At 60.5% G+C, this 26,434-nt stretch carries 20 protein-coding genes; 10 read left to right on the top strand and 10 right to left on the bottom strand.

Annotated elements, in window-relative coordinates:
- Positions 1-73 precede the first annotated feature (73 nt).
- Both clpS and clpA read left to right on the top strand, forming a co-directional pair.
- On the top strand, positions 74-424 hold the full coding sequence (gene clpS / locus BM267_RS14450) for an ATP-dependent Clp protease adapter ClpS (protein WP_036989803.1): 351 nt from the start codon (positions 74-76) through the stop codon (positions 422-424).
- Between the two features lie 34 nt (positions 425-458).
- Positions 459-2,726, top strand: a complete 2,268-nt coding sequence (gene clpA, locus BM267_RS14445; RefSeq protein WP_036989805.1) for an ATP-dependent Clp protease ATP-binding subunit ClpA — start codon at positions 459-461, stop codon at positions 2,724-2,726.
- A 45-nt stretch (positions 2,727-2,771) separates the two neighbouring features.
- Here clpA and xthA read toward each other — a convergent pair whose 3' ends face one another.
- A complete protein-coding gene (xthA, locus tag BM267_RS14440; protein ID WP_074781204.1) occupies positions 2,772-3,587 on the bottom strand; it encodes an exodeoxyribonuclease III in 816 nt (271 codons plus the stop codon).
- Positions 3,588-3,745: 158 nt separating this feature from the next.
- Here xthA and BM267_RS14435 point away from each other — a divergent pair, with 158 nt between their 5' ends.
- The 3 genes from BM267_RS14435 to tpx are packed head-to-tail and all read left to right on the top strand — an operon-like array spanning position 3,746 to position 9,701.
- Positions 3,746-5,452: an autotransporter assembly complex protein TamA gene (locus tag BM267_RS14435; RefSeq protein ID WP_143063088.1), complete on the top strand. Its 1,707-nt coding sequence runs from the start codon at positions 3,746-3,748 to the stop codon at positions 5,450-5,452.
- Positions 5,449-9,171, top strand: a complete 3,723-nt coding sequence (locus BM267_RS14430; RefSeq protein WP_074781202.1) for a translocation/assembly module TamB domain-containing protein — start codon at positions 5,449-5,451, stop codon at positions 9,169-9,171. The genes BM267_RS14435 and BM267_RS14430 overlap by 4 nt, the downstream gene beginning before the upstream one ends.
- Positions 9,172-9,200: 29 nt before the next feature.
- Positions 9,201-9,701, top strand: a complete 501-nt coding sequence (gene tpx / locus BM267_RS14425) for a thiol peroxidase (RefSeq protein WP_074781201.1) — start codon at positions 9,201-9,203, stop codon at positions 9,699-9,701.
- Positions 9,702-9,767: 66 nt separating this feature from the next.
- On the opposite strand, the gene BM267_RS14420 is transcribed toward tpx, so the two are convergent.
- Positions 9,768-11,057 carry a tyrosine-type recombinase/integrase gene (locus BM267_RS14420; RefSeq protein ID WP_143063087.1) on the bottom strand — a complete coding sequence of 430 codons (1,290 nt, stop codon included), beginning with the start codon at positions 11,055-11,057 and terminating at the stop codon, positions 9,768-9,770.
- Between the two features lie 393 nt (positions 11,058-11,450).
- Here BM267_RS14420 and BM267_RS14415 point away from each other — a divergent pair, with 393 nt between their 5' ends.
- The 3 genes from BM267_RS14415 (at position 11,451) to BM267_RS14405 (ending at position 15,043) form a co-directional block, all read left to right on the top strand.
- Positions 11,451-13,214, top strand: a complete 1,764-nt coding sequence (locus tag BM267_RS14415) for an alkaline phosphatase D family protein (RefSeq protein WP_074781200.1) — start codon at positions 11,451-11,453, stop codon at positions 13,212-13,214.
- Between the two features lie 369 nt (positions 13,215-13,583).
- Positions 13,584-14,510, top strand: a complete 927-nt coding sequence (locus BM267_RS14410) for a LysO family transporter (RefSeq protein ID WP_177173412.1) — start codon at positions 13,584-13,586, stop codon at positions 14,508-14,510.
- 116 nt (positions 14,511-14,626) lie between these two features.
- Positions 14,627-15,043, top strand: a complete 417-nt coding sequence (locus BM267_RS14405) for a group II truncated hemoglobin (RefSeq protein WP_036989810.1) — start codon at positions 14,627-14,629, stop codon at positions 15,041-15,043.
- A gap of 19 nt (positions 15,044-15,062) precedes the next feature.
- Here BM267_RS14405 and BM267_RS14400 read toward each other — a convergent pair whose 3' ends face one another.
- From BM267_RS14400 to pedF, 8 genes are all read right to left on the bottom strand, one after another.
- Entirely contained in the window at positions 15,063-17,657 is a 2,595-nt protein-coding gene (locus BM267_RS14400) for an insulinase family protein (protein WP_074781199.1), read from the bottom strand.
- 93 nt (positions 17,658-17,750) lie between these two features.
- A complete protein-coding gene (locus tag BM267_RS14395; protein ID WP_074781198.1) occupies positions 17,751-19,628 on the bottom strand; it encodes a S9 family peptidase in 1,878 nt (625 codons plus the stop codon).
- Entirely contained in the window at positions 19,594-20,754 is a 1,161-nt protein-coding gene (gene pqqE, locus BM267_RS14390; protein WP_074781197.1) for a pyrroloquinoline quinone biosynthesis protein PqqE, read from the bottom strand. The genes BM267_RS14395 and pqqE overlap by 35 nt, the downstream gene beginning before the upstream one ends.
- Positions 20,726-21,004 carry a pyrroloquinoline quinone biosynthesis peptide chaperone PqqD gene (gene pqqD, locus BM267_RS14385; protein WP_036989815.1) on the bottom strand — a complete coding sequence of 93 codons (279 nt, stop codon included), beginning with the start codon at positions 21,002-21,004 and terminating at the stop codon, positions 20,726-20,728. Before pqqD ends, pqqE begins: the two co-directional genes overlap by 29 nt.
- Positions 21,001-21,738 carry a pyrroloquinoline-quinone synthase PqqC gene (gene pqqC / locus BM267_RS14380; RefSeq protein ID WP_074781196.1) on the bottom strand — a complete coding sequence of 246 codons (738 nt, stop codon included), beginning with the start codon at positions 21,736-21,738 and terminating at the stop codon, positions 21,001-21,003. The genes pqqD and pqqC overlap by 4 nt, the downstream gene beginning before the upstream one ends.
- A 25-nt stretch (positions 21,739-21,763) precedes the next feature.
- Positions 21,764-22,675, bottom strand: coding sequence for a pyrroloquinoline quinone biosynthesis protein PqqB (gene pqqB / locus BM267_RS14375; protein WP_074781195.1), 912 nt, complete (start codon positions 22,673-22,675; stop codon positions 21,764-21,766).
- A 67-nt stretch (positions 22,676-22,742) separates the two neighbouring features.
- Positions 22,743-22,814 carry a pyrroloquinoline quinone precursor peptide PqqA gene (gene pqqA / locus BM267_RS14370; protein WP_063607997.1) on the bottom strand — a complete coding sequence of 24 codons (72 nt, stop codon included), beginning with the start codon at positions 22,812-22,814 and terminating at the stop codon, positions 22,743-22,745.
- A gap of 157 nt (positions 22,815-22,971) precedes the next feature.
- Positions 22,972-23,409, bottom strand: coding sequence for a cytochrome c-550 PedF (pedF, locus tag BM267_RS14365; RefSeq protein WP_074781194.1), 438 nt, complete (start codon positions 23,407-23,409; stop codon positions 22,972-22,974).
- 404 nt (positions 23,410-23,813) lie between these two features.
- Here pedF and exaA point away from each other — a divergent pair, with 404 nt between their 5' ends.
- The gene (exaA, locus tag BM267_RS14360) at positions 23,814-25,661 is read left to right on the top strand and encodes a quinoprotein ethanol dehydrogenase (protein WP_459562114.1); all 1,848 of its coding nucleotides are present in this window, start codon (positions 23,814-23,816) and stop codon (positions 25,659-25,661) included.
- 76 nt (positions 25,662-25,737) lie between these two features.
- Entirely contained in the window at positions 25,738-26,433 is a 696-nt protein-coding gene (locus BM267_RS14355) for a pentapeptide repeat-containing protein (RefSeq protein ID WP_074781192.1), read from the top strand.
- Position 26,434 lies beyond the last annotated feature (1 nt).

Below are 26,434 nucleotides of genomic sequence, written 5' to 3'. Positions count from 1 at the left end.
GGCAAGCTGTGTACCAGTGCACATTTTGCCTGTAGCCTGACATACACCATGTGATCAAAAGACATTTGCAACGATGGAAACTCAACTAACGTTCATGCAGGAGCCGGGGCAGCCGGAGCACGAAGAAGATGATGGTCTGGCGGTACAAACCGGCAAACCGGAACTGCAGCCGCCGGCACGCTATCAGGTCATTATGCTCAATGACGATTACACGCCGATGGATTTCGTCGTGGAGGTATTGGAGGTCTTCTTCATGCTGAATCGGGAAAAGGCTACACAGATCATGCTCAGGGTCCATACTGAGGGCAGAGCCGTATGTGGCGTCTATTCTCGGGATATTGCCGAGACCAAGGCGGCTCAGGTAAATGAATATGCCAGGGAATGTCAGCACCCGTTGATGTGTCAGATAGAACGCGAAGCGTAATAGAGCGACCAGAGTCGCACAATGAGGGGGCAGTATGCTAAATCGAGATCTGGAGATCACCCTGAACCTGGCGTTCAAGGATGCTCGCAGCAAACGCCACGAATTCATGACTGTCGAGCATCTGCTGCTGGCCTTGCTCGATAACCAGGCCGCCGTGGCCGTGCTGCGGGCATGCGGTGCGGACATGGACCGGCTGCGTCGGGAACTGACCGAGTTCATCGACTCCACCACACCCTTGATTCCAACCCAGGACATCGAGCGCGAAACCCAACCCACGCTGGGCTTTCAGCGCGTATTGCAGCGCGCCGTGTTCCACGTCCAGAGCTCCGGCAAAGGCGAAGTGAATGGCGCCAACGTGCTGGCTGCGATCTTCAGTGAGCAAGAAAGCCAGGCGGTGTTCTTCCTCAAGCAACAACACATCGCCCGCATCGACATCGTCAATTTCATCTCCCATGGCATCTCCAAGGTGGCCGATGATAACGAGAGCATGCAGGCCGAGCAGGAGAACCTTGATGAGGAGGGTGGCGAGGCGGTGGCCGCTAATAATCCTTTGGAGTCCTACGCCAGCAACCTGAACGAGCAGGCGCGGCTGGGGCGGATCGATCCGTTGGTCGGCCGTGCAGCGGAAGTCGAGCGGGTGGCGCAAATCCTGGTGCGGCGACGCAAGAACAACCCGCTGCTGGTCGGTGAGGCCGGCGTCGGCAAGACGGCTATCGCCGAAGGGCTGGCCAAGCGTATCGTCGATGGCGAAGTGCCGGACATTCTCACTGAGGCAGTGGTGTACTCGCTGGATCTCGGTGCGCTGCTGGCAGGTACCAAGTACCGGGGCGATTTCGAGAAGCGCTTCAAGGCGCTGCTCAAGGCGCTGAAGAAGCGTCCCCAGGCGATCCTGTTCATTGACGAAATTCATACCATCATCGGCGCGGGCGCCGCATCCGGCGGGGTGATGGATGCGTCCAATCTGCTCAAGCCGCTGCTGTCCTCAGGCGAAATTCGCTGCATTGGTTCGACCACCTTCCAGGAATTTCGCGGCATTTTCGAGAAAGACCGGGCCCTGGCGCGGCGTTTTCAGAAAGTCGATGTGGCCGAGCCTTCCGTCAGCGACACCATCCAGATTCTCAAGGGGCTGCGCAGCCGCTTCGAGGACCACCATGGCATCCGCTATACCGACGATTCGCTGAAGGCGGCGGCGGAACTGGCCGACCGTTATATCAATGATCGGCACATGCCGGACAAGGCCATCGATGTGATTGACGAGGCAGGAGCCTACCAGCGTCTCAAGCCGCAGGATGAGCGGCCCGAGTGCATCGACGTTGCCGAAGTGGAAGCCATCGTCGCGAAGATCGCACGGATTCCACCCAAGCATGTCTCCACCAGCGACAAGGAACTGCTGAAGAATCTGGAGCGAGACCTGAAGTTGGTGGTATTTGGCCAGGACCAGGCCATCGATGCGCTCAGCACAGCCATCAAGTTGTCCCGCGCCGGGCTGAAGTCCGCCGACAAGCCGGTAGGCTCGTTCCTGTTCGCCGGCCCGACCGGGGTGGGCAAGACCGAAGTGACTCGCCAGCTCGCCAAGAGCCTGGGGGTGGAGTTGCTGCGCTTCGACATGTCCGAATACATGGAGCGGCATACCGTATCACGGCTGATTGGCGCGCCTCCGGGTTACGTCGGCTTCGATCAGGGCGGTCTGCTCACCGAGGCGATCAACAAGACGCCGCACTGCGTATTGCTGTTGGACGAAATCGAGAAGGCCCATCCGGAAGTCTTCAATCTGCTGCTGCAGGTCATGGACCACGGTACGCTGACCGACAACAATGGTCGCAAGGCGGATTTCCGCAACGTGATCATCGTGCTGACCACCAACGCCGGGGCAGAGTCCATGGCCCGGTCGTCGATCGGCTTCACCACCCAGGACCACACCACCGATGCAATGGAGGTGATCAAGAAGACCTTCACGCCTGAGTTCCGCAACCGCCTGGATGCCATCATTCAGTTTGGCCGGCTCAGCCACGACAGCGTCAAGTTCGTGGTGGACAAGTTCCTCACCGAACTACAGGCCCAGCTGGAAGACAAGCATGTACTGCTGGACGTGGATGAAGACGCTCGTAACTGGCTGGTGGAACATGGTTACGACCCGCTGATGGGTGCGCGGCCCATGGCACGCCTGATCCAGGACCGGATCAAGCGGCCGCTGGCAGAGCAGATCCTGTTTGGTGATCTGGCCGAGCATGGCGGCACCGTGCATGTCACCCTGCGCGACGGCGAGCTGGTGCTGGATGTGCCAGAAGAAGAGATGGCCTGACCGGCCTGGCAGCGGAGCCGGAAACGGCTCCGCTGATTGGGCGCCTCAGACGTTGAAGCTGGCCCACACCGGCGCATGGTCCGACGGCTTTTCCATGGCACGGATGTCATAGTCGATGCCGGTATCGACACATTGGTCGATCAGACCGCGGCTGGCCATTACCAGGTCGATGCGCAGGCCGCGTTTGGGGTCATCCTCGAAGCCGCGGCTGCGGTAGTCGAACCAGCTGAACCGATCATTCACCGCGGGATTCATATGCCGGAAGGTATCGACCAGCCCCCAGTCCTTGAGCCGCTGGAGCCACTCGCGCTCCTCGGGCAAAAAGCTGCACTTGCCGGTACGCAACCAGCGTTTGGCGTTGGCTTCGCCGATACCGATATCGCAATCCTGTGGCGAAATATTCAGATCCCCCATGACCACGATCCGCTGATCGGCCGCATAATCCTGCTGCAGATGCTCCTGCAGATCCGCATAGAACCTGGTCTTGGCCGGAAACTTGATGGGATGAGCCCGGCTTTCGCCCTGGGGGAAGTAGCCATTGAATACAACCAGCGGCGAGCCATCAGCGCAGGGCAGGGCGGCACTGATCATGCGGCATTGTGCCTCCTCACCATCATTGGGCAGCCCCTTGCGTACCCACAGCGGCTCTTCGCGGGTCAGCAGCGCCACGCCGTAATGGCCTTTCTGACCATGAAAATGCACGTGATAACCCAATGCCTGAACCGACTCCAGCGGAAACGCAGGGTCATCCACCTTGGTTTCCTGAAGACCGATGACATCGGGCGAGTGCTTGCTGACCAGCTCCTGCAACTGGTGAGGGCGGGCGCGCAAGCCGTTGATATTGAACGAGACAACTTTCATCAAAATTCCTATCCTGAAGAAAACGGGAAAGCCGGAATGCGTATCGGCCAGAGGCGGTCTGCATGTTAGCATTCCCCGGCGGCAAGTTGGCCGCACCAACCCGTCCGGCAGGTTAGGAAACGCTGAACCACGATGCCATATTGATGCTGGAACAGAAAATGGTCCGTTTTTCCATATTGCTGGCTCTACTGCTGTTCACCACGGTCGCCCATGCGGAACTCGAGGTGCAGGTCGAGCCACGCAATGATGCGGCCCGCAAGAATATTGAGGCCTTCATCGGGCCTGTGACGGCCACCAGCCGCGAAGCCATGTGGCGCCTGGCCCGGTCCAGCCGGGAGCAGGCACTCAGCGCGCTTCAGGCACTGGGTTATTACCATGCCCGGGTACGCCCGCGGGTCACCGGCGAGGATACCGACCCGGTGCTGCTGCTGGAAGTGACCCTGGGCGAGCCCGTGCGGCTGGATAACGTGACCCTGGAGGTAAGCGGGGCGGGCCAGGATGCGGACTATTTCAACTTCCCCCTCAGCCGCCACATGATGCCCGGCGCGCAGCTGCACCATGGCCATTATGAAGACACCAAGAGTCTGCTGCAGAACCAGGCTTTGCAGCACGGCTATTTTTCCGCCGAGTTTCTGGAAAACCGGCTGCTGATCGATGTCGAAGACAATCTGGCGGATATCATTCTTCGCTATGACACCGGAGAACGCTACAGCCTCGGTGAGGTGAGCTTTTCCGAAACGCCTTTCGATGCCGATCTGCTGCAGCGCATGGTGCCGTTTCGCTATGGGGTACCCTACGAGGCGGATTTGATTGCCGAGTTCAATCGCGAGCTGCTATCCAGTGGTTACTTCGAAGCGGTGCAGGTTACCGCACCGGCTGATCTTGCGGTGGATGGGATAATCCCTGTGCAGGCCCAACTCAAGGCGCGCAAGCCCCACTCGCTGGGCTTCGGTGGCGGTTTTTCCACCGACGTAGGGCCGCGCGTGAAGGCTGACTGGACGCAGCATTGGCTCAATTCCCGAGGGCACAGTCGTGGCGCCGAGCTGGAGGTGTCTGCCCCCCGACAGAAGATAACGTCCTGGTATCAGATCCCTCTCACGCCGCCTCAGTCCAGCCATCTGCGCTTCTTCTCCGGCTGGCAGCGCGAGGATATCGACGATACCGAAAGCCAGAGCATGGTCATCGGCGGCTTGTTGCAGCGACGGTTGGAGAACGGCTGGAACCGCAGCATCGGTCTGCGCCTGGAGCAGGAACGCTATTCGCTCGGCGACGACTCCGGCCGCAGCACTCTGCTGATTCCCAGCCTCGGCTTTCAGCGTACCGTCAGCGACAACAGCATGGACCCGAGCCGCGGCTACAGTCTGATGATGGATCTGCAGGGCGCCAAGGCCGGCATCCTTTCCGATATCGACTTCCTGCGCCTGAATCTCGCTGCCAAGGGGCTGTATACCCTGTGGGACAACCACCGTTTCCTGACCCGCGCCCAGGTCGGCGGCATCGCCAGCGATGGCTTTTCCAGCGTGCCGCCATCGCTGCGCTTCTTTGCCGGTGGTGACCAGAGCGTACGTGGTTACGATTACCGTACCCTGGCACCTACCGATGATACTGGCGAGCGTATAGGCGGGCGCTACCTGCTGGCCACCAGCGGGGAATACCAATACGAGTTCCGCCCCAAATGGCGCGCGGCAGTGTTCATAGACCACGGTAATGCGGTGGACAGCTGGAAAGGCCCGATGAAGACCAGCACCGGGGTAGGCATACGCTGGGTCTCGCCGGTAGGCCCGATCCGCCTGGATCTGGCCAGGTCTATGAGCGATCCGGATGAGGGCTTCCGCATACACTTCTCCATGGGTGCCGAACTGTGACGGGGTTTCTACTCAAGGCGCTGTTGCGCGGGCTGCTCATTCTATTGGCAGTGCCTGTGCTGTTGGTGGCGATCCTGCTGGCGGTGCTGTCCAGCGAAGGGGCCAATCGATGGCTGTTTGGCAAGCTGCCGGAACTGGAGCCGCGCCTGCAGTTGGAGTTCAGTGGCGGGCAGTTGTGGCAGGGCTGGCATTTTTCCCAGGTGGCCTGGCGTGACACTGGTATCGAACTGACCATTGATGAGCTGGAACTGGCCTGGACACCCGGCTGCCTGCGCGGCAAACGCCTGTGCATCGACCTGCTCTCGGCGGAGCGCATTCAGGTACACACCACCCCCTCGGATGAGCCGGACGAGCCACGGCAGGACATCACCCTGCCGGAGATCCGCCTGCCCCTGGGCATACAATTGCAGGAAGCGCGCATCGGTGAGGTGTGGGTGAACGGCGAAGAAGCGCTGCTTCACGATATTTCCCTGCAGGCTCAGCTCAGCGGCGACCAGCTGCATATCTCCCACTTCAGCGGTCAGGGGCCCGACCTGACCTGGGACCTGGAAGGCGATCTGCGCATGAGCGGCGACTGGCCGCTGCGGGTGGTAACCGCACTGACCTTGCCGCCGATGGATGAACGCCCTTGGGAGCTGCAGGCCCGCATCGATGGAAGCGTTGCCCAGCTGCAGCTGGAAGCCCGCAGCAGCGGTTATCTGTCCGGCGTGCTGACCGCTGACGTCCAACCACTGCAAGCCGAGCTGCCGCTGACAGCCCAGTGGCGCGGCGAGCCTTCTTTTCTGGCGCTAGAGTCTCTGCCGCCCAGCCTGACCCTGAACGACCTGGTGGTGAACCTGGCCGGTGATCTGGAGAGAGGCATCGCATTGCAGGCCGACAGCCATTTGCCGGGGGAAGGTGGCAGGATAGACCTCACCGTACGCGGCCAGGCCACGAGCACCGGCGTATCCGACCTGAACTTGCATCTGGTCGTGGCTGAGCAGCCGGAACGGGAACTCAGGCTCACAGCCAATGCTGGCTGGTCTGACGTACTCACCGCCGATGCGCAGCTCGCCATGCAACAGTTTCCGTGGCAATGGTTGTATCCGCAGGATATCGGACCGCTGGAAGTGCACCAATTGGATCTTGAGGCCAATCTGCGGGATATGGCATTCGACGCGGCACTGCAGGCGCAACTCGGCGGGGTGGGAGAGCAGGAGGCCGATCTGCAACTGGCCCTCAGCGGAACCCCGGAACATATCGATATCGCCCCCTTGGCGCTGACCACCGAGCAAGGCAGCCTCACTGGTGAAGCGGCGCTGAGCCTGCTCGATGGCATTGCCTGGGACGTCAGACTGCTGTTGCAAGAGCTCAATCCGCAGATGTTCGCAGCCGAGTTGCCCGGCTCGCTGAATGGCCCGGTAACCAGCTCCGGCAGTATCCGCGATGAGCAACTGCAACTGACTGCCGACTGGGACTTGAGCGGCACCTTGCGACGCCAGCCCCTGGCCCTATCCGGCGCTGTGGCAAGCGCCGAAACGGGCTGGCAGATCACCGATCTGGAGCTGCGCCAGGGTGACAACCGTATCCGTGGTGCAGGGCACTGGGGGCAGACCGTAGAAGGCCGCTTCGATATCAACCTGGCGCGCATGGCAACGCTGTGGCCGGGGCTGTCTGGCAGTCTGGTAGGTAACGCCGAGGCATCGGGATCGGCAAATGAACCGACCGTGACGCTGGCATTGCAGGGTGAGCGGATGGGCTATGCCGATTTCGGCCTGGCGGCGCTCAGCGCTGACGGCCGGGTCACGCTCAATGATCAGTTGCCCGGCAATCTGACCCTTTCTGCCAGCCGCCTGCGCAACGGTGATACCCGGCTGGGCAACCTCAGCCTGGTACTTGACGGCACCCGGGCATCGCATCAGCTGGCGATTGATCTGCAAGGCGGCCTGGTGGATCTGGATACGAGCCTGACCGGCAGCCTGAATGACGAACGCTGGCAGGGCCAGTTGCGCGACGCCAGCATCGCCGCTGAAGACATGGTCTGGCAACTGAACGACTCCGCAGCCCTGAACTATCGCTTGGCCAATGGCGAACTGCGTCTGGGCGCCCACTGCTGGAGTCACCTGCAGAGCCAGCTCTGTTTCAATGGCGAACAACGGTTGATGCCCGACCGGCAGGTAAATCTCAGACTCACCGATTTCCCGCTGGCCTCGTTGCAGGAATGGCTGCCGGATGACCTGATCTGGGATGCAACGCTCAATGCCGAAGCGCAATTTCGCCAGGCGGTGGGTGCCGAGCCACGGGCCAACGTGGTGGTCAGTAGCCGTAACGGTGAGCTGCGGGTCAACAACCCGGACCAGCCATTGACCTTCCCCTACGAAAACCTGGAATTCACCATCCAGCTCGATCCCGAGCAGGCCCGTAGTCGGCTGCAGTTGGTCAGTGACGGGCTCGGCAATCTTGATGTCCAGGCCGATATTGCCGACCCCGGCGGCGCCCAGCGTCTCGACGGCCGCTTCGATCTGCGCGATGTGCAACTGGATATCCTGCGACCCTTCCTGCCGCAGGTCGACACGCTCAACGGAGACCTGATTGGCCGCGGCACCTTGGCCGGGACGCTCACCGAGCCGCAAGTAGACGGCGATATTTTGCTGAGCAATGGTGAAATCAGCGGACCGGAGCTGCCGGTCAGCTTCAAGCAGTTGCGGATGCAGGTGGGTGTCACCGGTCAGCAGGCCGTGATCGATGGGCAATGGCAGAGCGGGGAAGGGCAGGGCCAGCTCGCCGGCACCGCCGCCTGGGCACCGGCCCTGGCCGTGGATATCAGCCTGACCGGTACCAACCTGCCAATCCGCGTCGATCCCTACGCTGACCTGTTGGCCAGCCCGGATCTGCATATCGGTCTGGCCGACAATAACCTCGCGCTCACCGGCACCATCGCGATTCCCGAGGGGGATATTACCGTGCGAGAGCTGCCGCCGGCCGCCGTCCGAGTGTCACCGGACGCAGAGATTGTCGGTGCCACCGAAGAGACGGAAGAATCCCTGCCGCTGGGCATCAGCATGGGCATCCAGCTGCTGATCGGTGATCAGCTGAACTTCAGCGGCTTCGGTCTCACTGGCCGGCTCAGTGGCCGGCTGCATGTGCGCGAAAACATGACCGCCGCTGGTAACCTGAATATTCTGGACGGACGCTTTCGCGGCTACGGCCAGCGCCTGGAATTGCGGCGGGCGCAGATTCTGTTCGCCGGCCCGATCAGCAAGCCCTACCTGGATATCGAAGCCATCCGCCGGGTCGATGATGTCATCGCTGGCCTGCGCCTGACCGGCCAGGCCGATGCGCCCATATCCGAGGTGTTTTCTGAGCCGAGCATGGCCCAGGAGCAGGCGTTGGCCTACCTGATCCTCGGGCGCCCGCTGGGTGCCGATACCGGTGACAGCAACGTCTTGGGTCAGGCCGCGCTGGCGCTGGGCATGGCCGGTAGCACGCCGCTGGCGAAGAACATTGCCGGGTCGCTCGGTATTGATGATTTTCAGTTGGATACCGAGGGCAGCGGCCTGACAACCAGTGTGGTAGCCACCGGCTATCTCACCGAGAAGTTGAGTCTGCGCTATGGTGTAGGGGTGTTTGAACAGGCAAACCGGTTGGCCGTGCGTTACGATCTGACCAAACGCCTGTACCTGGAAGCCGTTGGCGGCCTGGTCAGCTCCCTGGATTTTTTCTACCGCATCGATTTCTGATGCATCACTTGTGACTTAAGGAGTTTCAAATGTCGAACGTTACATTGCGTGGCAACCCGATTACCGTTGGCGGCCAATTTCCCTCCGCAGGCGACAATGCTCCGGCATTCAGTCTGGTGGGTCTGGACCTGGCTGACGTGGATCTGTCCTCGTTTTCCGGCAAGCGCAAGATCCTGAACATCTTCCCCAGCGTGGACACCCCGACCTGCGCCACCTCGGTGCGTACCTTCAACAGCAAGGCCAGCAACCTGCCCAACACCGTGGTGCTGTGCATCTCGGCGGATCTGCCCTTTGCACAGAAGCGTTTCTGCGCCGCTGAAGGCCTGGAGAATGTGATCAACCTGTCGACTCTGCGCGGCGGCGAGTTCATCCGCAACTACGGCGTCGCCATCGAGAATGGCCCCATGGCTGGCCTGGCCGCGCGTGCGGTTGTCGTGCTGGATGAAAACGACAAGGTGCTGCACAGCGAGCTGGTATCCGAGATCGGCGACGAGCCGAATTACGACGCAGCACTGGCCGCCCTGGCCTGATCTGTGTGCTGGCCGGCTTCGCCCTTGCGGCGAACCGGCCGGTATTGGCGGATGCTCCCCAGGCGGCTAACGCCCCTTGATCGGGATCGCCTTGATTGAGCTGGCTCGCTGATCGTCCAGCGAATCGTAGTAGCTGTCCTGGGTCGTGGACAGGCTCTCGTGGCGCAGGTCTGCCTGCAGATCCTTCATGTCCCTGAACGGCGCATCCAGCGTTGCCGACGTATGTCGCAGCCAGTGCAGACTCGCCGCGCGCAAGGCATCGCAATCCTCCTGCAGCCCTTCGGCAATCATGCGCGCGCACGCCGCATCGAATACCATCTGTACCAATTCCCGTATTCGCCGGCCCGATAGCCCCGTGCGGCCATCCAGCGCCGACAGCAGCGGTGTCTGTTCGCCAGGGTAGGGCAGGTCAGTCAGCCCCAAAGTACTGCGGTAGCGGACCAGATACGGCAAATAGCTGTCGCGCACGCTCACTTTGGCCGCCTTGTTGCCTTTACCCACCACATGGAACCACCAGTTATCACCCGCTTTCTTGAAACTGCCCATGGTCGGCTGCCAGTTATCCCGCCCAGTCAGATCCGATACCCGCAGGTACATCGAGAACAGCGTGGTGAGAATGAACAAGGTACGCTCATGGAACTCCGGCTCCTGCTCAGCCATCTGTTCCGCAGTTTCGATCACGAACTCCCATTGCAGTTGGGTCAACGAGCGGCTGGTCACCTGGGAGACAACGCTCTGCTTGTAGCGGGATTTCTGTTTGACCGCCCGAAACGGGTTGGCATCGGTGTAATCCTCATCGATGCAGAATTGATAGAAACTGCCGCACACGGTGAATACCTGAGCAATGGTGGTCTGCGACATCTGATAGGCCTGGATCTCCGGCATGCCAGACTCGGTTTCATCAGCCAGTTTGCGCGTTGCCTTGCTCACCGTATAGTTGAATGGGCGCCAATCGGGATTGATCACAAAGGTATCCGAATCGGCTTTCTTGCGACCACCAATACGTATAAAGCGCGACTTGGTCACCGGACCGACCCAGTTATCGGGCGGGTTGAGGCAGAATTCCAGAAAGGCTTCGGCATCCTGGCGGCGTAAATGCAAGATAGGCTTCTTGCACACCAGCAACGACCACAACAGCAGACGCTCGACATGGGTACGATAGCTGTTGAACGTGGCCTGATTGGCGGCATAGGATTTCAGGAACAGCTTGACCACAGAATAATCATCCATGGCCTCGGTGGGATTGGCAAACCTTTCGAAGGCAGCGAGAACAGCGGGCAGTTCGCCGTCCAGATTATGCCGAGTAAGAAACTGGAAGTTCTTGTAGGTATCGAACAAGGGAACCGGTTGGGACATAAGGCGAATGATCCAGAAACCAAAGACAGAACGGCGCGGCCAGTGAGATTACCACATATGCAATATCCGATAATGGCTAATATCGGAAACAAGATATAGCCGGGATGAGCTTTCGCCTAGGTTCGCATAATCCATATTATGTTAAATTAGATATGTATCTAAGAAGAACCTTACGATTTGCTTATTGCAGTCCGGCGTACCCGCAGTCGACTGCCCCCCTCCGTTCTCAGCCTGAAAGCCATGCACTGCGTGAGGACGCCCGCCAACTACGCCTGCAAACGGAACACCATCGAATTCCAGGCTGCGCAGCATTGCACCCAAACGTACATGAAGATGAAATGATTAGCAGCGATCATCGGCAAGCATCACCCCACTGATAGTACAGGATGTACCATGTCTCGTTTTACTCGTCGTGACTTTCTGCGTCTTTCTCTGGCGACCGTGGGCACCGTCGCCATTTCCACAGGGCTGCAAGGCTGCCTCAGCAGTAGCAGCAATAGTCGAGCTGATGAGCAGGCTCGACAGGCCGCCTTTCTGCATGGTGTTGCCAGTGGCGACCCGCTTCAGGACCGGATCATGATCTGGACCAGAGTCACGCCTCAGGATACTGATCAGCGCGATATAGAGATCAGTTGGGAAGTTGCCAGTGACTCCGAGTTCACCGACTTGCTGCATGACGGGAGCTTCACCACTGGCGCCGAGCGTGACTTCACCCTCAAGGTCGACGTGCTCAACCTGCTGCCGGGTCAATCCTATTACTACCGTTTCCATTGCGCGGGAGCCACCTCGTCTACCGGCAGCATGCGTACCCTGCCCGCAGCCAGGGTTGATCAGGTGCGTCTGGCCGTCTTGTCCTGCTCCAATTTCCCCGCTGGCTATTTTCATGTGTACGCCGAAGCGGCCAAGGTCGAGCAGCTAGACGCTGTGATACATCTGGGCGACTACATTTATGAATATGGGGCTGGTGGTTATGCCAGCGAAGATGCTCAGGCCCTTGGTCGTCAACTGCCTGCAGACAATGCGGGCGAACTCCTGACCTTGACGGATTATCGACGCCGCTATGCGCTGTATCGCACCGATCCTGATCTGCAGCGTCTGCATGCCAGCGTACCCTGGATTCTGGTCTGGGATGATCATGAAGTAGCCAACGATGCCTGGCGCGAGGGTGCGGAAAACCACAACGAGGGTGACGGCGACTTCGCTGAGCGCAAGCTGGCGGCGCTGCAGGCCTACTTCGAATGGCAACCGATACGCCCAGCCTCCGAGCATGACGAGGAAACCCTGTACCGGCGCTTCGACTTTGCCGACCTGGTCAGTCTGCATATGCTCGATACCCGCATCATTGGGCGCGATGAACAGCTCGACTTCACCAATTACCTGACTGCCGGCGGCATGGACGGCACGCGCCTGGCGGCGGATCTGGCCGACACTGACCGAACCATGCTGGGTTTGCAGCAACTGGATTGGCTGCAAACCCAACTGGCCACCTCGACCGCCACCTGGCAGGTGCTCGGTCAGCAGGTGCTGATGGGCCGCATGCTGGTGCCTGCGGAAATGCTGGCAGCGATACTCGCCACCATGACCGATCCGGGATCCACCGACATAACAACCCTGTTGACCGAGCTGGTCACCCTCAAAGTGCGTCAGCAGAACAATGATCCTACGCTGACGCCCCAGGAGCTTGCTCGGATCACGACGTTGATCCCTTATAACCTGGATGCCTGGGATGGCTATGCCTACGAGCGCGAAGTCCTTCTGGAAACCTGTGCCAACCTGAACAAGAACCTCGTGGTGCTGGCCGGCGACACGCACAACGCCTGGGCCAGTGACCTCAAGACGGTTGACGGCAAGCAGGTAGGTGTCGAACTCGCCACCGCGTCGGTGAGTTCACCGGGGCTGGAAGCCTATCTGGACTTGCCACCTGAAATGATCCAGCCAGCTGAACAAGCCATCACCATGCTGGTCGACGATCTGCATTACCTCAACGTCAATCAGCGCGGTTTCATGGTTGTCACCTTGACGCAGGAACAGGCCCGCGCCGACTGGCACTTCGTCGATACGATCAAACAGTCTGACTATCGAATGGATACCAGCCGCAGCCACTCATTGCAAACCCTGCCCGGTGCCGGACAACGACATTTACAGGTACTGCGCTGATCGAAGCATAACGTTGCTTGGCTGCTGTCGTCGTGCCTCGATGTCACCACTGTGTAACGTAGAGCAACGTATGATCGCTGGCACTAAAGGATTGGTAGCTATTTAAGGATGAGTGCTTGCTGAAGGATTAGTACTCGCTGAAGGATCAGCACTCCCCATCAAAAGCCCGGCAAAAACGCCGGGCTTTTGTTTCCAGGCCTTTACGAAGCTGGGGAGCGGCGTAGTTATACGATCACCGCCCCTTGTCGCACGATACCTGTGTCGTCTGGCTACAAAGTAAAGACCCTCTGCGCTATAGTGCGTGCCCTTCATGACCTGAAGAAATCACTGCGGCTTTCCTCCTTCCATTTCTCGATGAAGTCCTGCTCCGTGTCCGCTCAGCTATCCAGTATCCTTGCTGCCATCCTGCCCATCCTACTGTCCCTGCTGGTCGGTTATCTGGTGGGTAAACGCCTGCCCAAGCCCGTTGTGAAACCTCTGCTGCGCTGCATCACTCCCGTGGTCTGGATTATTCTCTTCGTGATCGGCCTGGATTCGGGCGCGACCTTCAGCAGTCTTGCCTCGGGCATGGAGGTATTGAAGCAGTCGGCGCTCTACGCCTTTACCATCAGCGCCGTGGTATTTGCCTGCCTCATGCCGCTGAACCGGCCCGGCACCGCGCAAGAAGACAGTCCCGGCGGCTGGCTGGGACTCTGGCATCCGGTCAAGGAATGCCTGATCGCCTTCGGCCTGGTTCTGCTTGGCGCTTTTGCCTGGCGCCTGCAATGGCATGACAACGGCATTGGTGCTGCGCTGATCAATATCTCCGGGTGGCTCTATGCCCTGCTGTTCCTGATCGGCCTGGACCTGGCCCAGGTTGTCATCAGCCGCTCCTGGTTGGCCCCGCGGGTGCTGAAAATCCCGCTGGTGGTGATGCTTGCCTCCATGCTGGCCGGTGTGCTGCTGAGCTGGATCACAGGTGAGCGACTGGCCGTGGCCCTGGCCCTGAGCACCGGCTTTGGCTGGTTCAGCCTGTCTGGCGCTCTGGCTGGACAATATCTGGGAGAAGCCTACGGCAGCGTCGCTCTACTAACTGATCTGATGCGCGAGCTGATTGGCCTGACGGTGGTCTTCATGTTGGGGCGTAATTTTGCCAATAGCAGCATTGGCGTCTGCGGCGCAACGGCCATGGACACCACCCTGCCCTTCGTGCGCCAGGCTTGCCATTACGAATATGTGCCCACCGCCATCATCAGTGGCCTGATCCTGACCATTGCCGCGCCCTTCTTCATGCTGTTCTTCCTCAGCTTTGTCTGACGACAGCAGCCGGCTCCAAAGGGCCCGGCAAAATGGCGCCCTTTGTTGGTAGACTGTAGGCCCGGCAGCAGAGGATATGTGACTGCTGCCAATGGACTACTGATGAGAGGAAAGACATGTCTGTGCAACCACCCATGTACGGTACCCAGGATGCCTCCTACCAGGCCGCTGGCGGCATCGATGGTTTGCGCCGGCTGGTGGATGACTTCTACCGGATCATGGATACCTGGGAGCCCGCCCGTACTATCCGCGCCATGCATTCAGAAGACCTGACCACTGCACGGGACAAGCTGGCCTGCTTTCTCAGCGGTTGGCTTGGCGGCCCCAAGCTGTTCCAGGAGCGCTACGGGCAAATCAGCATTCCCATGTTCCATACCACCTGGCCGATCGGTGAAACTGAGCGGGACGCGTGGCTGGGCTGTATGGGGCAGGCCATCGAGTTGCAGCCCTACACACCTGAATTCAAGGACTACCTGTTGCGCCAGTTGCGGATACCGGCGGAACGTGTGGTTGCCGTGCAACGCACCCACTGACAGATTCAGGGTGCGACGTTCATATCCTTTGGCTGAACAAGTGCAAACGACACGGCTGTTCCAGCCAATCCTGCAGTGTCTCTTGCCACATAGCTTGGGAGAGCTGCTCCAGCGCGATGCACTGCTCGTGGATCGTTGCCCCCGGTAACCCTAGACCGCGCGCCCAATGCAGTTCAAGTTGTCCGGATGGCGTAGAGGACTGGGCTCGCAGATGCGTTGCCAACCGCTGCGCCTGGCTTTGGACTTGTTCAAAAGGCAGCCCTGCCAACCGTTCTTGCTCACCTTTTAACCAAGTTGTAATGGCGGTTTCGATCTGTTCGTGGTCATGGGTGGGCGACTGCACCAATAGCATCAGCCCCGGGGTTCCTGCCACTTCATGGTAGCGAGCCACGACCCAGTAGCCGAGTTGCTGACGAGTGCGCAGCTGATCGAAGAAAGACGCGCTGATGTGCTGTTGCAGCAATTGCCAACAGGCGCGCTCGGATATGCCGCTGGTGCGGGCCTGGCAATAGAGGATCTGGGCCCGGTCAGCGTGCTGACAATCCACCGGGATAGTCTTTGTGCCCTCCTCCACGCGCCTCACTGCTGGTAGTTGCCAATGGAATGGCTGAGTCACGCGGGGGCAAAGGCTTTGCAGGCTGGCAGCTATCGGCTCCAGCTGTTCGGATTGCCAAGGTTGCGGATGCAACCAGACCACCTGGGCGGCCGATGGTTGAGCGGCATCGGCAGCGTCCCGGGGCTGGCTGGTTATTGGGCTCAATAGTACCTCCAGCTCATCAAGCAGACGATAGGCTGGCAGGGTATGGGTGCGCTCGTTCAGACTTTTCTGGTAGCGATGCTCGGCCAGGCGCTGCAGTGACAGATCAGGTGGCTGGGCCAAGGCCGCCAGTGCAGCGGCTGCGCCAACCCAGAGGGCCTTGTCCGGACCTTGCAACTCCAGCGAGATCAAGCCCGCTTCATCATGCCAGTGCAGGCTGAGACCAGAGGCATTTGCCCAGTTATCCAAAGGTTCGAGCTGGAGGGACCATAAGGCTTTCAGCCTGTCTCGCTGGTGACGACCCAACTGCCCTCCGGGCCAGCACCAGGCAAAGCGGGTTGTTTCCATACCCTGCCCGGCTGTGGGCGCTTTCGGGCTTGGGATCATGTGCAAGCCGGGCATGGCGGTTACGCTGCGGCGGCCTATCTCCGGTGAGCTCACAGCCCAGATCGGCCAGCCCGCCTCTGCCAGGGCATTACCGTCGCCTGCGGCTGGTTGCCAGCGCAACTGGCTGCTGGCGAAGCGGGTATCTGTCCAGGCTGTCCGTTGCGGCAAATTTGTGCTGTCGCTCTGGCTCTGGGCAAGCAGCACGCGCTCTGGCCGAATCTGCTGCAGCAGCCGGTGCCATGCTTGCTCGCATGAATGCGCCCACTGGCCGGTGCTTTCCAGGATCTGCTCCGGGAGCTCGTATAGGGTGCGCTCCGCGAGTGCGGTCAGCCAGCGCAGCGGCTCCCCCTGTGGTCCGTTGAAAAAGGCCTGATCAGCCAATTGCTGGCGGGCATCCTGTGGCCAATCTGATATCGGTGTTGCCCGCAATGCGGCCAGCCAGGAGAAAAAGCCGCCGAGCAGCGCAGGATAGTCACTGGCCGCCAGCAAGGGCTCAACCTCAATCCGCAACAGGGTTTGCTGACCGGTATAACGCTGGGTGCGAACATTCAGTTGCGCGGCCAGCCCCTGGGCTCGCAACCAGCCAAGTCCCCCGGCCGGGGCTGGGCTGGCCAGCCACTCGCATAACCAGCGCAGGGCCTTTGAATCTTCTGCCGTATGGGCGTCATCCAGCGCAAACAGCAAGAGCCATTGTTCCTGCTTGCCGCGGTTCTGCCAGCGCAACAGGCCTGGCAGGCGCTGCGGAGAAAACAGCGGCCCCGTGCTGGCCCTGGACGCCGACTTGCCTATCGGCAGACGAGCATCCAGCTCATTTGCCAGCAGCTCGAGTTGATCCATGGGTAGCGCTGCGTGAAGCAGAAGGCAGCCATTGGCAGCTCGGTAGTGTTTTTCATGAAACTGCCTGAGCGCCTGCGCCAGAGCCGTAGGTTCCAGGTTCAGACTGGCCAGGTTGCCTGCGCTGAAACGGCTCAGGGGATGGCTCGGATTGAACATCTGTCCCAGAGCAGCCTGTTCATGCAGGGCATCATCCGCCAGCCGGGTATGAAACTCGGCATCGATCACCTGCCGCTCCGCGGCAACCGCCTCAGGCGCAAACAAGGGCGCGGCCAGCATATCGGTGAGCTGGGTCAGGCAGGCACCCAGGCCGGCCGGGTTGACGCTGAAATGATAGCGCGTGCGTTCGGCTGCGGTGCTGGCGTTGAAGCGTCCTGACCATTCGCTGACCAACTGCGGGAAGGAACCGGCCTGTGGGTAGCCCGCCGAGCCCATGAACAGCATGTGTTCCAACAAGTGCGCCAGGCCGGGTAGGTCTTCTGGCTCATCATGGCTGCCAACGGCGAACTGGACCACGCAACTGGCGGCATCGGCTGCTGGATCGCTGATCAGCAGGCAGAGCAGTCCGGACGCTGCCCTGCAGAGCTGGTAGCTTCGGCCGTCGTCAGGTAGGCGTGGGGGTTCGAGTATGTGCATGCGTGCTCTTTGATCTTCTGAGAGGCCGTTGGCGTAGCGCGAGTGCGCTACACCCCGAAGACAATACCGTCCAATTAAACCTAAATTATTAAATTACAAATACATACGATAGAAACTTAATTCAGTATCGAGAACGTGCTGCAGATTGGCTGGCTGTCGAAAACCATGGCGTTCCTCATCGAATTTGACGTACTGCACCGGTACGCCCTGCTCTTCCAGCGCCGCGACCATCTGTTCGGTCTGCGCCGGCAATACCACCGCATCCTGCAGCCCCTGAAAGAAAATCGTCGGCGTACTGATAGCTGCTGCCTGGATCAGCGGCGAGCGCTCCTGATAGCGGTCGGGCTGGGTGAGCGGATCACCGATCAACCAGTCAATGTAGTCAGCCTCGAACTTGTGGGTAACGGCACGCAGTTGCAGCAGATCACTTACACCATACAGGCTGGCCGCTGCACGAAAACGCCCACTGGCATGGACCAGGCTGTTAAGCGTGGTAAAACCGCCCGCACTCTGGCCGCGGATAAATACCCGCTCGGGATCGATCAGGCCGAGCTGGGTCAGATGGTCGATGGCCGCCAGCACATCCTCGGTATCGGTCACGCCCCAGTTGCCCTGCAGTCGCTGCCGGTAGGCCCGGCCAAAACCGACACTGCCCCGGTAGTTCAGATCAGCCACGGCAAAACCGCGCTGGGTCCAGAACTGGATGCGGTTATCCAGCACCGGGTAACAGGCCGAGGTCGGGCCGCCATGGGTAAAGATAACCAGTGGCGGCCGCTCATTGCTTGACAGCTCTGCCTGGCTGTTGCGTGGCGGATAAAAAAAGCCGTGGGCCAGCTCCTGCTGGGCTGTGGGATAGGTCATGGGTTCGGGATGGGAAATATCCTCCGGCAGCAACCTGTTGGACACCTGTGTCAGCACACTGACCTCCCCGCTGGTGAGGGAAACGTGCACTACCGCTGCACTGCAATCGCGGGAGCTGGCCAGACAGAACAGTCCGGTGCTGTTGTGGGCCAGCCCCCGAAAGCGGGTATATCCCTGGGCCAGCTGTTGCTCTTCGCTTCGATCGGCGTGACGCAGAGCCAGGCGACCATAGCCCTGTTCGCTCCAGCTCAATGCCAGCCAGCCATCTGGCAGAGCAAGATAATGTCTGGGGTTGAGTTGCCAGGGCGCTGGGGCGTGGTCCGCTTCGCGCGATGGCAACATGTGCCACTGGCCTGCCGTCTGCCGCCAGGGCCGCCAGTGGCCGGTGCGGTCTGTCAGGGACAACAGCTCATTGCTGTCATCGAATAATGGCTGCTGCAGTGATTCACCCTCGCCCATGCGTTCAACCGCGCCTGGCAGGCCCTGGCTATCCAGGTCGGCCCAGCACAGCGAGCTGCTGGTCCAGGGGAGTTCGGGACGCTGCCATTCGATCCAGGCCAGGCGCTGGCCATCGGGACTGATACAGGGGCTGTTGTAGAAATCCGCGCTCTCGGCAAGCAGTTGTCGGGCGCCCTGCCAGTCGATCGCGACCAGCCGATGGCTCACTACGGTTCCGTCATGCTGCTCTTCAACCGCAACGACACGTCGGCGTAATGGATCATGCACCAGCCCGCCATAGCGGCAATTGGCGGCGAAGGTGAGCTGTTCGCAGGCCAGACTGTCCAGCGACTGACGATACAGCTGTTGATCGGCTTCGTTAACGAACACCAGACTATCGCCGGCCAGGCAAAGCGCGCCGCCGCCATATTCATAGACCCGGCTCCGCACGCTATAGCCCGGCGGGGTAAGTCGCCGCGTACCGGCCGGCGTCCACTCCACTACGGCATTGAGCCCCTCCTCCGGGAAAAACTCCACCCAGAGCACATGCTGGTCATCACAGGTCAGGTCAGCGTAATCCGTGCCGGCGGCGACGGCATCGGCTGCGGAGAAGCTACTGTTCCAGTGCCCGGCCCGCTCAGCTCTTGCAGATGATTCTGGAGGTGCGTTCATTGCGAAAGGTCAGTGCCTCGATCGGTGGCTGGGGTAGATCGGCCTCGGCGCGGGCGGCAAGGATCTGATGATGGTGTGGTGATTTGCTGCAGACCGGATCGGCCTGGGTGGCGTCCCCGGTCAGCATATAGGCCTGACAGCGGCAGCCGCCGAAGTCCTTTTCCTTTTCGGGGCAGGAGCGACAGGGTTCCTGCATCCAGTCATCGCCCCGATAACGGTTGAAGCCGAAGGAGTCATACCAGATATGCGACAGGCTATGTTCGCTGACATTGGGAAAGGCCACCGGCAGCTGCCGGGCACTGTGGCAAGGCAAGGCGGTGCCATCGGGGGTAATCGTCAGGAAGATATTGCCCCACCCGTTCATGCAGCCCTTGGGGCGATCTTCATAGTAGTCAGGCATCACCAGTATCAGCTTGCACGGATGGTCTTCGGCCGCCAGCTTGGCCCGATAGCGATTGGTAACCGCTTCAGCGTGGTCCAGCTGCGCCTTGGTGGGCAGCAGACCGGCGCGATTCAGATGTGCCCAACCGTAATACTGACAGGTGGCCAACTCAACGAAATCCGCTTCCAGCGCCAGGCACAGCTCGATGATCTTCTCGATCTGATCGATATTGTGCCGGTGGGTAACGAAGTTCAGCACCATCGGGTAGCCTGCGGCCTTGACCGCCCGGGCCATGGCCAGCTTCTGATCGAAGGCCTTGCGTGAGCCGGCCAGCATGTTGTTGACCTCGCCGTCCGAGGCCTGAAAGCTGATCTGGATATGATCCAGCCCGGCGTCCAGGAACTGATCGATGCGCGCCTGATTCAGTCCCATCCCCGAGGTGATCAGGTTGGTGTAATAACCCATGTCCCGCGCCGCACCGATCAGTTCGGCCAGGTCGTCACGCACCAGCGGCTCACCACCGGAAAACCCCAGCTGGGCCGCACCCAGCGCCCGCGCCTGGCTGAACACATCAATCCATTGGGCAGTGGTCAGCTCCTGTTTGTGTTCGGCAAACTCCAGCGGGTTGGAGCAATAGGGACACTGCAGCGGGCAGCGGTAAGTCAGCTCGGCCAACAGCCACAACGGCGGTCCCTGTTCGGGTCGGTCTTGCATGTCAGCGGAAACGGATCCAACGTTGTTCATGGGCTTCCCCCATAAAGGCCAGGACGTCTTCATCCAGTTCGGGTGCAGACGGAAAACAGGCTTGCAGTTCAGCGATGATCTCGTTGATTGAGCGCTGGCCATCGACCCGTTTCAGGACTTCTGCAGCGCTTTCATTGAGTTTGACCATCCCTTCGGGATAGAGCAGTACATGGCAGTTCTGTACTGGTTCCCATTGCATCCGGTAGCCGGGACGCAACGCCGGCACGGCGGTCGGCTGCGGTATGCTCATAAGCGGATCCCCCGGTGCCAGGCCGGCTGGTCGGTGACCGTATGGTATGGCGCGCGGCCCAGTTCATAGGCCATCGACATAGCATCGAGCATGCTCCAGAGCACATCCAGCTTGAACTGGAGAATCTCGAGCATGCGCAGCTGAGCCTCGAATGTCTGATAATGGTCCAGGGTAATGCGCAGACCATGCTCCACATCCCGGCGCGCTTCGCCCAGACGGGTGCGGAAGTAGCGATAACCCTGGGCGTCGATCCAGGGATAATGCTGCGGCCAGCTATCCAGCCGCGACTGATGGATCTGTGGGGCAAAGAGTTCGGTCAGCGATGAGCTGGCCGCCTCCTTCCAGTTGGCGCGGCGGGCAAAATTGACATAGGCGTCTACTGCAAAACGCACACCGGGCAGTACATGGCGCTGATCGAGGAGTTCTTCCCGGCTCAGGCCCACGGCTTCGCCCAACTGCAGCCAGGCTTCGATGCCACCGTCACCGTCGGCCGTGCCATCGTGATCGATGATCCGCTGTACCCACTCGCGGCGCGCAGAGGCGTCGTTGCAGTTGGCCATGATGGCTGCGTCCTTGAGCGGGATGTTCACCTGATAGTAGAACCGGTTGGCTACCCAACCGCGGATCTGCTCCGGAGTGGCGCGCCCTTCATGCATGGTGATGTGGAACGGATGATGGATGTGGTAGTACCGGCCCTTGTCACGCAGGGCCTGCTCGAACGCCGCGCGGCTCATCGGCTCAGTTGGCACCTTGCTCTCCTTACAGATTGATCAACATCCCATCATGGGCGACTTCGATGCCGTGGCGCGTCAACTCGGCGCGCTCGGCAGAGTCTTCGTCCAGAATCGGATTGGTGTTGTTGATGTGGGTCAATACGCGCCGGCTCTGCGGATAGGCACTGAGTACCTCGATCATCCCACCAGGCCCGCTCTGGGGCAGATGGCCCATCTCGCTGCCGAGCTTGGTCCCTACCCCGGCGTGGAGCATTTCGTCCTCGCGCCAGAGGGTGCCATCCACCAGCAGGCAATCGGCAACGCCCATCGCGTCTCTGACCTGACTGCTGAGCTGTCCCAGGCCAGGCGCATAGAACAGCACCCCGCCGGTATGGGTGTCGCGCACCAGCAAACCGATATTGTCACCGGGATGCGGATTGTTGCGGTGCGGTGAATATGGCGGCGCGGCGCTGCGCAACGGGATCGGGGTGAAATGCAGGGCCGGACAGGCGGGAACGGTAAAGCCGGCGTCCAGCTCTATACGGTTCCACTGCAGGCCGCCGTTCCAGTGCTCGAGAATATTGAATAGCGGAAATCCGGTGCTCAGGTCCTGATGAACCATCTCGGTGCACCAAACCTGGTGCGGGCAACCTTCACGCAGGGTCAGCAGTCCCGTGGTGTGATCGATCTGGCTGTCCATCAGGATGATTCCGCCAATCGCGGTATCGCGCGACTGGCGGCCCGGTTGCAGCACTGGCGTCTGTTCCAGTTGTGTGCGGATATCCGGGGAGGCGTTGCACAGAATCCAGTTGCCACTGCCGTCGGACAGGGCAATCGAGGATTGGGTGCGTGAGCGGGCATTGATCTGCCCCTTGCGCAAACCGTCACAATTACGGCAATTGCAGTTCCACTGCGGAAAACCACCGCCCGCAGCGGAGCCTAGAATATGGATCAGCATGATATGGGTCCTGGATGCGGCTGCTTGACCGGTTCAGCATGCAACCGGCCAAACAGCACGCCTGTGCTCAGCGGTTGGCAAAGTACATGGTGACTTCAAAGCCAATGCGCAGATCGGTATAGCTGGGTTTGGTCCACATAATCGAATCCTCCAGTAAGTTGACGATCAGGCCTGCCGACACCTGCCGGCAAACTCGGTTAAGCACTTGAACCCTGACGTGCTACATAGGCAACCCTCCTTACCATAGGAGCCTGGCGGGCCCCTGTCGACCCATACGCCATAGCCAGTCCGGTCCGCTATTGCTCGACAGCAACCGTTTCCAGCCAGGCGCGGATAGCCCAGAGTGCTTCCTGGCTGAGAAAATCAGCCATCTTCGGCATATACACTCGACCGTCACGTACGGCGCCATTGACGACCCTTTCCTTGTACCACTCATCGCCGTAGTCGCCGTTTTCCAGGTAGCGCAGGTCGGGATTGATGCCGCCGGAGATACCATCCAGCCCGTGGCAGGCGGCGCAGTTCTGGTTGTAGGCGGAGGCGCCGATGGTCACGGCGGTGTCATATTGCGGATGGCCTTCACGGTAAGGGTTGGTGTCCAGCCACTCATCGCCGAGATCGCTGAGGCCCTTGGTGTCAACTGCCTGGGGGGTAACATTGCCATGTGCCCATGCCTGGCCGACTGCCAAGGCCAGCCCTATGGCGACCAGTTTCAGTGTCTTCTTGTGGTGTGTCATCCTGCTTACCTCGCGGCCAGGTGATCTGTGTGTGATCACGGATGTTTTTATTCTGTTGTCGGCAAGGATGATAAGAAGGCCCTGTCTTCCCCCCTATGCTGCTTTGGTTGTCGAGTTCTGCTCCCTTGGTAGTAGTTCATGGGCAGCCCCGGTGTCACAGACGCCATCAGGCGCGGCGCGGTACGGCGCCGGCAGATACCAAGGCAGCAATTTCCTGCTACTGAAGTAGCGGTCCCCCGGTATCCCTCCCAAGGAGCATCCGCAAGGGACTATTTCCCGCCAACTACGGGTTATTTTCCGTTTCGCCCCTTCCTTGCCCTGACCAAGATGTTGGCGTGGACCAGCAACGCTGCCCTCTTCCAACAACAAGGAACACTGCCATGACAACAAAAACACTTCCTGCCATGAGGCCTGCAGCCCGGGCCGTCAGATACCTGATTCTCTCGGCGGGGCTTGCCCTGAGCGCATCTCAGGTGGCGGCTAAACCAGTCACCTGGGACGACATCGCCAACGATCACGTCTCCACCCACAACGTACTGATGTACGGCATGGGCAACAACGCCCAGCGTTACAGCCCGCTGAGCCTGGTGAACGACGAGAACGTCTTCAAGCTGACGCCGGCCTGGTCGTTCTCGTTCGGCGATGAGAAGCAGCGCGGGCAGGAGTCCCAGGCGCTGGTGCACGACGGCGTGATCTATGTCACCGGTTCGTATTCGCGGATGTTCGCCCTGGATGCCAAGACCGGGAAGCGTCTGTGGAGCTACTCCCATCGCCTGCCTGATGATATTCGGCCCTGCTGCGACGTGGTCAACCGCGGTGCTGCGATCTATGGCGACAACGTATTCTTCGGCACGCTGGATGCCGGGATCGTGGCGTTGAACAAGGACACCGGCAAGGTGGTCTGGCGGGAGAAGTTCGGTGATCACCGTGCCGGTTACACCATGACCGGGGCACCGACCATCGTCAAGGATCAGAAGACTGGCAAGACGCTGCTGATCCACGGCTCCTCCGGCGACGAGTTCGGCGTGGTCGGCAAGCTGTTTGCCCGTGATCCCGATACTGGCGAGGAAATCTGGATGCGGCCCTTCGTCGAAGGTCACATGGGTCGCCTGAATGGCAAGGACAGCACGCCCACCGGCGACATCAAGGCGCCCTCCTGGCCCGACGACCCGAACTCCCCCACCGGCAAGGTTGAGGCCTGGAGCCAGGGTGGTGGTGCGCCCTGGCAAAGCGCGAGCTTCGACCCGGAAACCAATACCATCATCGTCGGTGCCGGCAACCCCGCGCCGTGGAACGGCTGGGCGCGGACCTCCGAGGACGGCAACCCGGCTGATTACGACAGTCTCTACACCTCCGGCCAGGTCGCGGTGGACCCGTCCACCGGCGAGGTGAAGTGGTTCTACCAGCACACCCCCAACGACGCCTGGGACTTCTCCGGCAACAACGAGCTGGTGTTGTTCGACTACAAGGACTCGTCGGGCAAGACCGTCAAGGCCACCGCCCACGCCGACCGCAACGGCTTCTTCTATGTGGTCGATCGCAACAACGGCAAGCTGACCAACGCCTTCCCGTTCGTTGACGACATCACCTGGGCCAGCCATATCGACCTGGAAACCGGCCGTCCGGTGGAGAACGAAGGCCAGCGCCCACCACGTCTGCAGCCGGGCCAGGAACGCAGCGAATCGGTCGAGGTATCGCCGCCCTTCCTCGGTGGCAAGAACTGGAACCCGATGGCCTACAGCAAGGACACCGGTCTGTTCTATGTTCCCGCGAACCACTGGAAGGAAGACTACTGGACCGAGGAAGTCAGCTACAACAAGGGCTCGGCCTACCTGGGCATGGGTTTCCGCATCAAGCGCCTGTATGACGACCACGTCGGCATCCTGCGGGCGATGAACCCGACCACCGGCAAGGTCGAGTGGGAACACAAGGAACCGCTGCCGCTGTGGGCAGGCGTCCTGGCTACTGCGGGCAACCTGGTGTTCACCGGCACTGGCGATGGCTACTTCAAGGCGTTCGACGCCAAGACCGGCAAGGAGCTGTGGAAATTCCAGACCGGCACCGGGATCATCTCCCCGCCGATCACCTGGGAACAGGATGGCGAGCAGTACATCGGCGTAACCACCGGCTACGGTGGCGCGGTTCCGCTGTGGGGCGGCGACATGGCCGAGCTGACCAAACCGGTCGCCCAGGGTGGCTCCTTCTGGGTCTTCAAACTCCCCTCCTGGACGCAGCAGACCGCCAAGCGCTGAGCACTATCGCGGTAACCAACGTTGCGCCAGGCCCAGCCTGGCGCAACAGCATGAATCACAGACAGAGGTACGGAGCATGAATCCACTGACACCCCGTATGCTGCTGATATCCGGCCTGGCAGCATTCAGTCTGACGCTGCAGGCCCAGGTGGCCGATGTAGCCGAAGAAGATATCGTCACCATCAACGGCTGCGCCCTGGTGCGCGGCACATCCTGCCCCGGCGTAGACTTGCGCCAGGCCGATCTGCGCCACAAAGACTTGAGCAAGGCCGACTTCACCGGGGCCGATCTGCGCGGCGCGGACCTGCGTCACGCCAAGCTGGATCAGGCCAAACTGGATAACGCCCGGCTCGATGGCGCCAACTTCAACCGCGCCAGCCTGCAGCAGACGGCCATGCGCGGTGCCAGTGCCATCGGCAGCAGCTTCGTCGCCGTCCAGGCCTGGAACCTGAATGCCCAGGGTGGCGAATTCAAGCAGGCCGACTTCACTGGTGCCAATCTGGAGTTCGCCCGCTTCAGCGCAGCGCACATGCATGACGTGATATTGCGTGCCGCCAATCTGGAGATGGCCTGGTTGCCCAAGGCCGACCTCAAGGGCGCCGACCTGAGCGATGCCAACCTGCAGGAATCGAAAATGAACCACGCCAACCTCGAGTCGGCCACCATGACCGGCACCCGCCTGCATTACGGGACTTACCTGAACATGCACATGACCAACTGCACCGACTGTCCGGTGAACTGGGAAGCCCATCTCGGCTCCCAGGCGCGCTAGG

Origin of the sequence: Halopseudomonas bauzanensis, assembly GCF_900114735.1 — a bacterium.
Taxonomy (GTDB): Bacteria; Pseudomonadota; Gammaproteobacteria; order Pseudomonadales; family Pseudomonadaceae; genus Halopseudomonas; species Halopseudomonas bauzanensis.
The sequence above is the reverse complement of the archived record's forward strand: the minus strand, read 5'-3'. Positions and strand labels throughout refer to the sequence as shown.